Source organism: Pseudobdellovibrionaceae bacterium (assembly GCA_020635075.1).
Classification (GTDB): Bacteria; Bdellovibrionota; Bdellovibrionia; order Bdellovibrionales; family UBA1609; genus JADZEO01.
Window position 1 is genome coordinate 16,161 of the sequence record JACKAM010000006.1, and the last position, 12,319, is coordinate 28,479.

Annotated in this window: 13 protein-coding genes; 7 read left to right on the plus strand and 6 right to left on the minus strand. The window is 49.7% G+C overall.

Annotated features, from left to right (window positions below; all coding sequences use genetic code 11):
• Positions 1–183: 183 nt before the first annotated feature.
• Positions 184–714: a PilZ domain-containing protein gene (locus H6624_20285; protein ID MCB9086692.1), complete on the minus strand. Its 531-nt coding sequence runs from the start codon at positions 712–714 to the stop codon at positions 184–186.
• A 429-nt stretch (positions 715–1,143) separates the two neighbouring features.
• Between H6624_20285 and H6624_20290 the strand changes: the two genes are divergently transcribed.
• The 5 genes from H6624_20290 (at position 1,144) to H6624_20310 (ending at position 4,729) form a co-directional block, all read left to right on the plus strand.
• A complete protein-coding gene (locus H6624_20290; GenBank protein ID MCB9086693.1) occupies positions 1,144–1,470 on the plus strand; it encodes a type II toxin-antitoxin system RelE/ParE family toxin in 327 nt (108 codons plus the stop codon).
• Entirely contained in the window at positions 1,454–1,762 is a 309-nt protein-coding gene (locus H6624_20295; protein MCB9086694.1) for a helix-turn-helix transcriptional regulator, read from the plus strand. Before H6624_20290 ends, H6624_20295 begins: the two co-directional genes overlap by 17 nt.
• A gap of 384 nt (positions 1,763–2,146) precedes the next feature.
• On the plus strand, positions 2,147–2,695 hold the full coding sequence (locus H6624_20300) for a nucleotidyltransferase domain-containing protein (protein ID MCB9086695.1): 549 nt from the start codon (positions 2,147–2,149) through the stop codon (positions 2,693–2,695).
• Between the two features lie 3 nt (positions 2,696–2,698).
• Positions 2,699–4,195, plus strand: coding sequence for a hypothetical protein (locus tag H6624_20305; protein MCB9086696.1), 1,497 nt, complete (start codon positions 2,699–2,701; stop codon positions 4,193–4,195).
• Between the two features lie 51 nt (positions 4,196–4,246).
• Positions 4,247–4,729 carry a hypothetical protein gene (locus H6624_20310; protein MCB9086697.1) on the plus strand — a complete coding sequence of 161 codons (483 nt, stop codon included), beginning with the start codon at positions 4,247–4,249 and terminating at the stop codon, positions 4,727–4,729.
• 61 nt (positions 4,730–4,790) lie between these two features.
• Here H6624_20310 and H6624_20315 read toward each other — a convergent pair whose 3' ends face one another.
• On the minus strand, positions 4,791–5,402 hold the full coding sequence (locus H6624_20315; GenBank protein ID MCB9086698.1) for a hypothetical protein: 612 nt from the start codon (positions 5,400–5,402) through the stop codon (positions 4,791–4,793).
• A gap of 255 nt (positions 5,403–5,657) precedes the next feature.
• On the opposite strand from H6624_20315, the gene H6624_20320 reads away from it, so the two are divergent.
• The gene (locus tag H6624_20320; protein MCB9086699.1) at positions 5,658–7,892 is read left to right on the plus strand and encodes a Na-K-Cl cotransporter; all 2,235 of its coding nucleotides are present in this window, start codon (positions 5,658–5,660) and stop codon (positions 7,890–7,892) included.
• Here the strand turns inward: H6624_20320 and H6624_20325 are convergent.
• Positions 7,866–8,879 (minus strand): GDP-mannose 4,6-dehydratase, encoded by a 1,014-nt coding sequence (locus tag H6624_20325; GenBank protein MCB9086700.1) that lies wholly within the window; start codon positions 8,877–8,879, stop codon positions 7,866–7,868. The genes H6624_20320 and H6624_20325 overlap by 27 nt on opposite strands.
• 324 nt (positions 8,880–9,203) lie before the next feature.
• Between H6624_20325 and H6624_20330 the strand changes: the two genes are divergently transcribed.
• Positions 9,204–10,082: a hypothetical protein gene (locus H6624_20330; protein ID MCB9086701.1), complete on the plus strand. Its 879-nt coding sequence runs from the start codon at positions 9,204–9,206 to the stop codon at positions 10,080–10,082.
• Positions 10,083–10,104: 22 nt separating this feature from the next.
• On the opposite strand, the gene H6624_20335 is transcribed toward H6624_20330, so the two are convergent.
• The 3 genes from H6624_20335 to H6624_20345 form a co-directional block, all read right to left on the minus strand.
• The gene (locus tag H6624_20335; GenBank protein ID MCB9086702.1) at positions 10,105–10,674 is read right to left on the minus strand and encodes a lysophospholipid acyltransferase family protein; all 570 of its coding nucleotides are present in this window, start codon (positions 10,672–10,674) and stop codon (positions 10,105–10,107) included.
• A gap of 26 nt (positions 10,675–10,700) precedes the next feature.
• On the minus strand, positions 10,701–11,801 hold the full coding sequence (locus H6624_20340; GenBank protein MCB9086703.1) for a DegT/DnrJ/EryC1/StrS family aminotransferase: 1,101 nt from the start codon (positions 11,799–11,801) through the stop codon (positions 10,701–10,703).
• A 67-nt stretch (positions 11,802–11,868) separates the two neighbouring features.
• Positions 11,869–12,216, minus strand: coding sequence for a hypothetical protein (locus H6624_20345; GenBank protein ID MCB9086704.1), 348 nt, complete (start codon positions 12,214–12,216; stop codon positions 11,869–11,871).
• Positions 12,217–12,319: the final 103 nt, after the last annotated feature.

The following is a 12,319-nucleotide window of genomic DNA, read 5'->3' on the forward strand; positions in this document are numbered from 1 at the left end:
CCGGGAGTTTTAGTACCACTACATAAGTTCAACTCACACTGTTCACTTTAAAGTGAACAGTGTGGTATAGTGAACAGCTTGTGGGCTATAAAGATACATAATTTCATATATTTATGTAGCCTGATAGATTCCTGATGTCTTTTCTTTCTCATATCTTAGGGACAGATGGACAGCCCACTATCCTCAGTTGTGCTCGTCTTTTTCGTCGTAATTGTCGATGTAGGCTTTGATCGTGGACTCGGCCAGGCGACCGAGTTTGGTGACCTGAAGGCCCAAGGTGGTGTTGCCATCTTGGTCAATGAGCCTGACCACGACACAATCAACGGAGAATGGCTTTAGGCTTCCGCTCCCCTTAAATTCAGCGACGAGTTCAGTACCCACCTCGATTTGATCGGTGGTGGTGGCAAGACCGATCCCACCAAGGTTGATATCTTTGGCCACCGCTTTGGCAGACACTGGCTTGTCCTTGCAGTGAAGAATGATTGGCCCCCAGTACTGGACCCTTTTGTGAATACGCTTTTCGTGGTCAAAATCGCGAAGCTTGGAGAAATCAATCACCAGACCCTCGTCCAACAAAATGCCCTGGGGACCTGTGATTTGCGGGTTGGTCTTTGATTGGTCCGATGGCCTTACGGCTTCGTCCTTACTGACACCCAGGTTTTCAAAGTTAAAGGTCACTTTGATTGTGCGCTCGGGCTTGTCGTCTTTTGCCATGGATACCCCCACTGTGATTGATTATAAATGAGTCCTCTTCAGGTTCCAGGTTCTTTTTGCGAGAGGCAGCGAGTTAGGCCTTTGCTCTGTTCGTCCGAACCGTGGATCAAATCCGGACGGATTTAGCTTCTGTCCGCGATTAGCATGAAGAAGGCTCGGGCCCACCCCTTGCTAAACCTTAAGACACAACAACGTCCATCAGAGTCTGATCCGGAGGGGGGAGACCAACTACCAAGATCAAACCAGCAGGACAAACCAACACGAAACACAAGGGCCCCCGGCAGAGAATCCGCAGAACTCAGCCGGGGGCCCAATATTCACCCGATCACTGGGCCAGATTCGATTGATGTGAAAACTTCTAAAGATTTTTAACTATTTAGACCCACTTGAAATACTAACCATTTTAGGTTATTATTCGGAAAGCTGTGAATGCAAGGTAAGTCCATTGAGTATTACATCACTGAAGCGGGCCAGGCGCCGTTTCTTGATTGGTTCGATAAGCTTCCTCACCAAGAGCAGTACATCGTTCGCAAGTACCTTCTGCGCATAGCCGATGGCGGAAGCAAAAAGAGCCTTAAGTCGTTAAAGGGCGGCGTTTTTGAAATCAGAATTTTTCACGGATCGGGCCTAAGAGTGTACTTTGCCGAAGATGGAGAAAAAATCATCCTGCTACTTTTAGGTGGCAATAAACGATCACAAAAAAGTGATATCGGAAAAGCGAGAAAATATTGGAGCGAATATGCCAAGACGAAGTGAATCATTCGATCAGTATATTGCCGAAAAGATGCAAGACACGGACTACGCCCGAGGGATGCTTTTGAACTCGATTAAAGAGTTTGACGAAAGCGTCGAAGAGGCTCTGAAATATACGATCCGCAACATGGGAATAAAGGAATTTGCAGAGAGAGCTGACATTCCTTTTCAGAATGTCTCTGATTTTGTCAGAGGCAAAAGAAAACTCAAAATTGAAACCTTGGACAAATACCTTTCTGTGTTTGAGCTCAAATCCAAAATCGTTGTGGTGGCAAACCAAACCGACGTTGCCTAGCCCCGGTCGGAGACTGTCCGGACGCCGGATCCAGAATTTCCATTGACCAATCTCATCGCCAAAGGGGCTGGGCTCCAGGTTTGCTAGGTACCTGAGCCAGATACCACACCCGTTTTTCTCCTTTTACGCCAAAGGACCCTCCCCGAGGGGTCCTTTGGCGGTTTTTAAACGACGACTAGCTGGTTTTCTTGGAGGGGTTTGCCTTGATTCATTTGATTTGGGGACTGATAGCCCGAGTCACTTGTGGCGGTAAAGTATTGAAATTAAGTGTTTTTTCAAATACAGGCGAATGGTAATATGTATATTGATTATATACAATCGTATGCTAAACTTATACATATGGGTTTACTACATGAGGTCCTTACAAGTCAGGCTCGCGGTGAAGTGTTTCGACTTCTATTCTCTCCGATTCAAGCGAGACTCTATTTAAGAGAGATCGAGAGGCAGTCGGGCCTCGCTGTTCGCAGTGTACAACAGGAGTTGGCCTATCTTAAGAAGCTTGGCTTGGTCACCTCAAGCAGAGATGGAAATCGTGTCTACTATGAGGCCAACAGGGATAATCCCATCTATCCAGAAATCCGCAGTCTCGTCGTCAAGACGACGGGCTTGGTTCCGCTACTAAAGGAAACTCTCCAGAAAGGAGGTTTCGAGATCAACTGCGTCTTTGTTTTTGGCTCTTATGCGACGGGGAACCTTAAACCTGAAAGCGATATTGATTTGATGATCATTGGAGACGTGGGGCTCAGGGCCCTGACGAAGCACCTGTCCAAGATAACAAATCTCATCGGGCGAGAGGTCAATCCTCAGGTAGTTTCACCAGTCGAATGGCGCAGAGGAATGAAATCAAAAGGACACTTCATCCAATCGGTCGCAGCCGGAGAAAAGACCTTTATTGTCGGAGACGAGGATGTCCTTAAACGATTGGCAGAATAACGGGTGGCTAAGGCCCTGACCGAACCCCAGTCTTTGCACCAATCTAAGGGACTTGTGCGCCAAGTGCTAAAAAAACACGGCTGTAGCTCTGATGTAGTCGATCAATACACCACTTCGGAAATCACCAGTTCAACTGTGCTCCCAGAACTGGCAGAACAGATCGATCCTGCCCTAAAGACTCCTAACTGGCTTGAAGACCAACAACTCAGCTCACTAAGCGAAGGGATAAAAGACAAACTCCTGAAACTTTCCAGAACGGCAGCCTGGGACAAATCAGAGTACAACGCGCCCTGCGCTCAGGCCCTGCAAACAGCCGAAACCATATGTTCAGGACTTGTGAGCTCAGAGCAGGTTTACTTCTTTTTGCAGGAGCAACAGGAAAACAACAAGAAACCAAGTGAAAAACTGGCAGCCGACTCTGGAGGAGACAACACTCAAAGCGCAAATAGATCACGTGCAGACAATACGAACAAAGTGACTGTTTGTCTGCCATCCGGCGGGACCAGTCCATCGGGCGATGCCAATTTCGCCAAGTTTTCGTTCCATAATGTGCAAAGATTCGAGCAATACGGATGGCCCAAAATGCTCAAAGGCATTCACAATCAGGTGAGAGATTGCCGGCAAATCAGAAGGCAGAGCTCCTGTAATCTCAAACTCGCCATGCGCGACCTTGACGAAATCCGAGATCATCAGCTCCAGGACAGTCGTTTTAACCTTAACCCCTCCCCCGAACGCACCTTCCGACGAGCAAACTTCGACCAGGGACTTCCCCACTGCTACATTAAAACACCGGAATGCATGGGCCGTATCGACCAACACCTCAAGAAAAGCGGCTACGATGGCGGGCTCGACGAGTTTTGTCAGTTTCAAACCTCCCCCGCCGATATATGCGGACCCCTGCAATGGACCGAGAACGGGCCGCGAAGAGCTGTGTTCCTAATGCATGACTATGAAACCAGTACCCACCTTTCTGGAGCCCAGTTAGGAATAACAGATGATCCCAGTCACAAGATGGCCGGCCCCGCGACACCCATTTTGATTGGTGCTGGTGTCGGGTTTGTGGCAGGCGGGCTCTCTGCAGGATATGCCCACAACTGGGAATCTCAAGCCATGTGGAAGGGAGCTGGAATCGGAGCCGTGTCTGGAGCTGTAGCCGTCGCAACGACAGGCAAATCTTTGCTATACAACATAGCCCTAAACGGATTTGTCTCACTAGCTACTGATGTAGCTTCTCAAGTGATTATTGAGAATAAAAGCTTGCATGAACTCGACTCAAACAGGATGCTTCTCTCTATTGAAACCGGATACTTATCGGCCGGCGCGGGACACCTTGCTGGGAATTTTGCCTTAGCAAAGACTTCAGTCATCGGATCTACTGTTGGCAGCAATGTCGTACGACAAAAACTCCGAGAAACAGTTGCTGGCGTTGTCACGGGAGGAATTATATCAACAAGCGTGGGAATACTCGCAGGAGAGCAGAAATGCACTTCACACGAATAGATCCTCATTGGCTCTCCCAATTGAGTCTCGTTCACATCCAAGGAGAGTATTATGGGTAGCTCATCCCTTTCATGGGGTTTTTTCGTCGCCGGCTGCATTGTAATTCTTGGACTGATTTTATTGGAAGGGCGAAGAATTGCTCGACACCTTTCCGACGCCAGTGAAGACCAGAGGGGGCCGCTGGAGCGAACTGTTATTCTCGGTTGGGTCACTAGGACCACAACAATATTGTTCACTCTGTTTTTTGTCTATCTGTACGTATGGATTGAACTAATGGAGCAACCCGGGCCCACCCATCGGGAGATGTGTTACTGGGCCTTCGGAATCTTTGCTCCCGTCCTTACTGGACTCATCTGGTACCGACGGAAGCTAAAATTGCGAGCTGAGGCAGAGTACGATCCCAAACTAAAGCGCCCTATCGAGATGAGGTTAACGACCAATACCATCTATACAATTGCCAGCTATGTGATCTTGTTCTTTCACCTTTTCCAGTACATCCGGATAGTCATGGGATGGGTGGAGTACCCAGAGTGAGCGAGGAGCAATAGATTGGCTATTGCTCCTCCGTGTCTTTTAGAATCGGGTGCCTTTTGAGTTACCAGTAGCGGCGGCCGTCGCAGCCCATGCGGTAGCAGTAGCGGCTGTAGGCGTAGCACTCATCCATCGCCCGTTGTTGAACGATGCCAGGACGATATCCCCAAGCCTCGAACACGTGGCCGCGAGCGTTCTCGGCATAACAAGTCACAGGACCTGTTGGACCGGGGTAGCGTGGAGGACGAGGACGCACAATCGGCCATGGACGACGTGGAGCCGGACGGTAGATGGGACCCGGAGGATACACAGGACCTGGACGATATCCGGGACGGCCCGGGCGAGTGATCGGACCCGGACGATATCCAGGACGACCGGGACGAGTGATCGGAGGCGGACGATGTCCAGGGCGACTTGGGCGCATACCTGGTCCACCGGGACGACGAAGAATATCAAATTCACCGTCGAGGGTGGTCTCACCAGTTTCCATGGCCAAAAACTCTTCCATGATCTGTTCGTCAAGAGCACTCAGTTCATCCAGGTCAAAACCGGCTTCGGCCAGTTCACTCTCGAGAGTCTCCACAGACTGGAGCTCAAACTCCTGGTCTTCCGCTTGTGCCGACCCACCGGCCAAACCAAAACACAACAATGCTGCTAGCAAAGAAAACTTCTTCATTAATTCCCCCCTTGATTTGAAATCAAATCTTGTCTCAGGGCCTGTATAGTAGGCCCACAGCGAGAATTAAAGGGCGTTGCGAAACTTTGACGAAAAAAAAGAGGTTTCACCACTTCATCGTATCGGATCTGATACAGATCTTGCGCACACGTGAAAATGTGTCCCACACCTCTTTTCATCTTGCACGAGATATCGGTTTAATTAACCTCCATATTGAGATCTTGACCGCCGTCACCCCAAGTAATCTAATAAGTCATGGCAAACACGGACACGAGTATTTCCATCCAGGAAGCCGAGAGGCTACTGACGGAAGCCACAGAGACCACGCACAAAAAGTATGGCACCTTTGACGGGGTTTTCACGCCAACTCTTTTAACCATTCTTGGCGTCATCATGTACCTGCGCCTGGGATGGGTGGTTGGTAACGCCGGTCTTTTTGGTGCTTGGCTGATCATCATCGGTGCCTGTGTGATCACCATCTGCACGGGTCTTTGCCTGTCCTCCATCGCCACAAATATTAAATTAGGAGCTGGTGGCGCCTTTTCCATGATCTCACAAAGTCTGGGTCTGGAAGTCGGTGGCAGTATCGGTATCACACTTTATTTGTCTCAGGCCTTCGCCGTGACCATGTATATCTTTGGATTTCGCGATGGCTGGCTGTGGATCTTTCCCGATCACCCAGCCATCTTGGTGGATGTGGTCAGTTTTTTGCTGATCTTTTTGATTGGCTCTAAGAGCGCAGGCCTTGCCTTTCGCGTGCAGTACATCATCATGGCCGTCATCCTTGCTTCTTTGCTGTCGATTCTTGGCTCTGCCCTTGAAGGGTCGATGATCCAAAACCCTGAACTGTGGGGAACCTATCCGGGGACCAAAGAAAGTGGTTTTGCCGGCACCAATTACTGGGTGGTATTTGCTGTGTTCTTCCCTGCTGCCACTGGTGTCATGGCTGGCGCCAATATGTCAGGCGACCTCAAAGACCCACGAGTTTCCATTCCCAAGGGAACTATGGCCGCCATTGCCATCACCACTGTCATTTATCTACTTTTGGCCTACTGGCTTGCCCGTTCGGCCACAAGGGACGAACTCCTTAATAACTACACCATTATGATCGACAGGTCGAAGTGGGGGTTTTTGGTTTTGGCTGGCCTGTTGGGAGCGACGTTTTCCTCGGCCCTCTCGTCCCTGGTGGGTGCCCCGAGAATTCTTCAGGCACTCGGTGAGCACAGTATCACTCCTTATAGTCCCTTTTTGTCGAAACGTACGAAAAAGGGCGAGCCCTACAATGCGATGCTCGTAACGGGGGTCATCGTGGTTCTCACTCTGCTCTTTCGCAACCTGAATGCGATTGCTCCCCTGATCACCATGTTCTTTCTCATCACCTACCTGATGGTCAACGTGGTGGTCCTCATTGAACAAAGTCTCGCACTTCCGAGCTTTCGTCCGACCACGAAGATCCCGCGAGTGGTTCCCATTATTGGCTCCATCGGCTGTCTTCTGGCGATGATTGTGATCAATGCAGTAATGACCACCGTTGCCGTGGTGATTGTCCTGGCAATTTACGTAGCCTTGTCCAAAGCCAAACTGAAGTCTCCATATGGAGACGTGCGAAGTGGTCTGTTTGGCGCCATCGCCGAATGGGGAGCCCAAAGGGTGACGGAGTCTCACGCAGAGAGTGACCGCACCTGGAAGCCAAGTTTTTTGATCCCAGTTGAAGATGCCCGCACCATCCGTGGTGAATTTCACTTGATCAAATCCATTCTACTACCTAAGGGCAGCGCAAAATTGATTGGACTTCAACAATCGGTGCGCAATAACCCAAATCTCAAAGAGCAGTTAAGGACTTTGACCCAAAAATTTAAGGACGAAGGGATATTTACCACCTACTCTACCGTGCAGATCGATTCATTTGGCCGGGGCTTGGGCTCCATTTGCCAATCCTTAAATGCGGCCTTCTTTAAACCCAACACTTTGTTTTTGACCGTCCCGGAAGACCGCACCCTTGAGCATGAATATTTGGTGGCCATAAAAGAAACCCACGAAGCCGGAATGTCGGTGCTCCTGTTTGCCGACGACCCTAAGGCCAACCTCGGGCTTCAGCAGACCATCAATGTTTGGGTCCCCAACCAAGACCCCGACTGGGAACTGACAATGAAGCCGGCGGAAATCAATGCGGCTCTACTTTTGACCGTCATCATCAGTAAAGCATGGAACGCCAAGGTCAATCTTATTGCTTGCACGGAAGGCCTTGATCACAAGCCCAAGGCCATGGACTACTTGGAGAACGTGCGAACACTGGCGAGAGTGAATTGTAATATCCACGTGTTTGACGAACCCATTGAGAGTGTCCTAGGTAAGGCCCCGCAGTCGGATCTCGACATCATGGCTATGCCTCAGAATTTTAGTTTTGAATATGCCAAGAAGATCGTTGAGGTCACCCAGTCGGCTTCGCTGTTTGTCTGGGATTCAGGGCATGAGAATGCCTTCTCCTAACAAAAGCTCGCGCAGCCCATTTTTAAGAGTCATTGTGGGTTTGTAGCCCAATAGATCCCGGGCTTTTTGGGCATTACCACAAGAGCGGTGAATATCCCCGGGTCTGAATTCCCGGTGCTCAACCCCGGGGCTAACCACACCTGGTTTTAGCTCCAACCAAAGGTCACTCAGGGTCTGGATGAGATTTTTAAGGCTGATTTCCTGACCACCGCAAATGTTAAAGGCCTGGCCAAAGGCCTTTTGTCCTTCGTTGGCCGAGATCAATCCCGCCTTAATGTTGATAGACACCACATCACTGACATGGACAAAGTCACGGGTGGTGCTGCCGTCTCCATTCACGATCAAAGGTTGTCCACCTTTGATCGCCTCCACCCACTTGGGAATCACAGCCGCATAGGCTCCGGCCGGATCCTGGCGCAAGCCAAAGATATTAAAATAACGAAAGCCTATAGTCTCCATCCCGTAGTGCTGATGGAACTGATCGGCGTAAAGCTCGTTACCAAGCTTGGTGACTGCATAGGGAGACAAGAGATTTCCCACATCTTTTTCTGACTTCACCGGCTCCTGGTTATCACCGTAGACAGCACTGCTCGAAGCATAAACCACTCGCTTCACATTATTAGCGCGAGCGGCCTCCAGGATGTTCAGAAACCCGGTGGCGTTGATCTCGTGGGCCTCAAGGGGGTTTTCAATGCTCTGAGGAACTGAAGCCATGGCCGCGTGATGAAGAATCACATCGGCACCCCGAACGGCTTTTTCAACCATTCGAGAGTCGCGAATATCCTCACACATAAAGACAAAATTCTTGCGGGTTCCATTGGGAATGTCCTTTAAGAACCCTTCCAGGTTTTCCCACTTTCCAGAGGACAAATTGTCCAGTCCCACCACCTGGTGCCCCTGCTCAACCAAAGCTTGAACCAAATGAGAGCCCACAAACCCTGCGGCCCCCGTCACCAACCAGCGCTTTTTTCCGTCATTTGTACTCATAGACAACCAACCTACCCCTGATGCCCCCAAGGTTCCAGATTCTTTTTGCCGGCCACAGTGCATCGACCAAAAGGCTCCTCTAGCGGCAAATGAGACCAATTTAGGCAGTGACAAATTAGGTTTTTGACAAAATCCACAACATTTTGCCGACCCCGTAATGAAAAATAAATGCCTGAAATTACAGCTTTTTATTGAGCGAACCCCGAGACTGCGGTCAGAACCCGGTCGGCACGAGATTTGTTACTAGTGGTGCGAACCCTGGCGGCCATTAGGTCGACCCTAAATTGACGTGTTCCCCCCCTGGGCGGAGAGAAAGACTTTTGTATGACAACTATGCCCCCTCCAGCTTCCCGACGACATCAGTTCCGCCCGTTTCTTTTCAGCCTCCTCGCCCTGGCCTTTCTTCCGACTGGACTTCATATTGCCAACGCCGAAGCCCCGCCAATGGCGTGGGTGGATGAGGTCAAAAAGCGCTGTCCTGCTCCTGCCGGTACGGAAGAATGGGTGATGGCCGGAGAGTTCTCAGGTCGATACTCGCTCGACGATCTTTTGCGCATCACTCTAGGTAACTATCTTAAGGGAAAACGACTCAAGGACCGCGCGTTTTGGGATTCGGCAAAAAACCAACTGATCTTACCGGTGCGATTCAATGGATTTGACCAGGCAACAGCGATTCCATTTGAATTTATCTATTCTATTGCCAAACATATTGAGTCAGCTCTCCGCCTAAAATATGTGGATGCGATTGCGTTTCCAGATATGGGCCATAGCCACTTTCTTTTGCCGAAAAAGTTTTTTTCCGAGAAAATCTCGCCAATCCCCAATGACCGAAAGGACCTTCTCTATCGCACTATAGTCGAGGAACCCTCGGTCAAGATCGTTTACCACACGGCCGAAAGGCTAATGATGATGGACGAGAACGACAAACTCTTAACTGACCGACACCTTCAGTGGCGTTTTTACACCCGAAATCCCGTCGGCGAGAACCGCCCCAATGGTATCCTTGAGATCTATTCGGCTCTTGATCACCTGAGTAACACCGTCGCTGAAGACCAAGCCTATGGCCACCAGTGGTACGGAGCGGGCTTTCAGATTAATGCCAGCAAAGACGGATGCTTTCCCTATCAATCACAGGGCAAGACGTTTTACTTTGATCTCTCTCTAACGGACCTTCCCTACGGTAACAATGAGTTCATCTTCTAGCCTGAGATTGACATGAGTTGACCTAGTCAGGCAGAGGGAATCCTTTTTCCGGATGGCGCCCTTTGAATTGGCGATAGAAGTCCTGCAAGCTTTTGATGTCGGCCTCTTTGTCTCCAGTTGGATAATAGAGTTCACCACATACTAGCCTCTTGGTTGAAAAATCCAAGGCGAAGGGACAAATCGGCACCCCCGCTCCGATGGCAATATGATAAAAGCCAGTTTTCCAGCGATCGACTTTGCTTCTGGTCCCTTCCGGGGCTATCGCCAGGATAAACGCGTCTTCTCTCTGGAACTTTTCAATGGCGACGGCGACCACATCGTGACTTTGAGATCTCTCGATGGGAAACCCTCCCATTGCCCTCAATAAACTGCCAAAGGGCCACCTGAAAATGGTGTGCTTACCGTACCATCGGTACTTCATACCAATACGCTTGTAAGCCGCCATGCCCAATAGGAAGTCCCAGTTGGATGTATGAGGAGCTCCAATGGCGATATATTTGGGAACATCAGGTGGACTTCCTTCCACCGTCCAGCCCAGAAGACGAAACATAACAAAATCACATAACCAATAAACCAATCGAGGCAGAAGCATTACAATGTAGGAGTTCTTCTCCTCGCTCACGGACGTGCCACTTCTAAGAATTTTTCCATTACTAGTTCGCGGCCATCTGCGGTCATCTCAGGATACAGGGGCAAACTGACAAGGCGTTGGGAAATCTCATGAGACTTGGGACAACTGGATTTGGTGTCTGCCAAAACAGTTTGCAATGCGGGCTGGGCATCCATGGGGACGGGATAATGAATCCCTGTTTGTATTCCCACTTCCCTCAAGTGATTGATGACATCATCACGATTGGAAACTTCAACCACGTAGAGATGATAAACGGCGTAGCTAAACTTGGAAGGCTCCAATATCTGGAATCCTCGATCAAGCAATCGACTGTCATAAAAGGCGGCATGCTCGCGACGATTTCCCGTCCAGCCGGCCAAGTACTTAAGCTTCACTCCTAGGACGGCAGCCTGAATTCCATCCATCGTCTCATTGGAACCCAGTTCTCCATGAAGATACCTGTCGGTCCGACCGTGATTGGCCAAAATCGATACCTTCTGCAAAAGCTCATCGCTTTCACTAACCACAGCTCCGGCGTTGCCGAAGGCGCCGAGGTTTTTTGACGGATAAAAACTAAAAGTACCAGCCTGATCAAAAGTTCCCACCGACCGCCCCATCCACTTGGCCAAATGGGCCTGGGCACAGTCTTCGACCACCTTAAGGCCCTTTTTCGCAGCAATCTCCATCACCCGGTCCATATTCTCGGGATGCCCATAGAGGTGGACTGGAATAATCATTTTAGTCCTGTCACCAATCAAGGATTCCAGATGATCAAAATTCATGGAGTAAGTAGGGCGAACCACATCCACAAAAACAGGCTTGGCTCCGACGCGAACCACGGGTTCGACCGTACCAAAGAAAGTGTTGTTGGGAATCAAAACCTCATCGCCAGCGCCGATGTTTAAAGCTCTCAAAACTAATTCGATTGCGGCCGTGCCATTGCTGCAGGGAACAGCTCCAACTGAACCATGGGCAGTGGCAAAATCATCTGCAAACTTCTGGCAAACAGAGCCCTGCACAAATGCGGCCTTATCCATCACTTCAGCAATAGCCTGCCAGACTTCATCTTTGATGTTTTTGTACTGGACCTTGAGATCAGTCAGTTCCATACCCAATAGAGTCCCAGTTCTTTAGCCCCGGGTCAACGGGTCCAGGACCTCCACAGATTGTTTAGGTCTATAGCACATCCTGGGCAGTAAGGGACTTGAGACAGCGGATATCATAGGGACAAGGCTTGTTCTGATTGCATGGGCGACAAGGGAATTCCTTCTCGACAACTTTCCCCTTATTCATAATAGGCCCACACCTAGCAGAAGTATTCGGACCAAATATCGCCACAACATCCAGATCCAAAGCTGCGGCCAAGTGCATAGGCCCGCTGTCACATCCAATAAATCGATCTGCAAGAGACATTAAGCCCTTCACCTGACCAATATTCAATCTGCGCCAAAACGCCCAATTTTGATGGAACTGACATAAAGCACTCAGCCTTGCTTCGTCCGTTCCTAAAAGAATAGTAACCAAATCTTTCTCCCTCAATCTATTGATGCAATCATTCACTAGCTTTGGCGGCAAATTGCGAATTGGATTTGCGGCTTCAGGTCCCAAAATGACAAAACCAGATCGG

Bases quoted from the DNA above. Each gene is read 5' to 3' on its own strand.
- H6624_20330 (MCB9086701.1), top strand. From the start codon at position 9,204: ATGACAACTATGCCCCCTCCAGCTTCCCGACGACATCAGTTCCGCCCG.
- H6624_20320 (MCB9086699.1), top strand. From the start codon at position 5,658: ATGGCAAACACGGACACGAGTATTTCCATCCAGGAAGCCGAGAGGCTA.
- H6624_20335 (MCB9086702.1), bottom strand. From the start codon at position 10,674: ATGCTTCTGCCTCGATTGGTTTATTGGTTATGTGATTTTGTTATGTTT.
- H6624_20290 (MCB9086693.1), top strand. From the start codon at position 1,144: ATGCAAGGTAAGTCCATTGAGTATTACATCACTGAAGCGGGCCAGGCG.
- H6624_20310 (MCB9086697.1), top strand. From the start codon at position 4,247: ATGGGTAGCTCATCCCTTTCATGGGGTTTTTTCGTCGCCGGCTGCATT.
- H6624_20315 (MCB9086698.1), bottom strand. From the start codon at position 5,402: ATGAAGAAGTTTTCTTTGCTAGCAGCATTGTTGTGTTTTGGTTTGGCC.
- H6624_20295 (MCB9086694.1), top strand. From the start codon at position 1,454: ATGCCAAGACGAAGTGAATCATTCGATCAGTATATTGCCGAAAAGATG.
- H6624_20325 (MCB9086700.1), bottom strand. From the start codon at position 8,879: ATGAGTACAAATGACGGAAAAAAGCGCTGGTTGGTGACGGGGGCCGCA.
- H6624_20285 (MCB9086692.1), bottom strand. From the start codon at position 714: ATGGCAAAAGACGACAAGCCCGAGCGCACAATCAAAGTGACCTTTAAC.
- H6624_20340 (MCB9086703.1), bottom strand. From the start codon at position 11,801: ATGGAACTGACTGATCTCAAGGTCCAGTACAAAAACATCAAAGATGAA.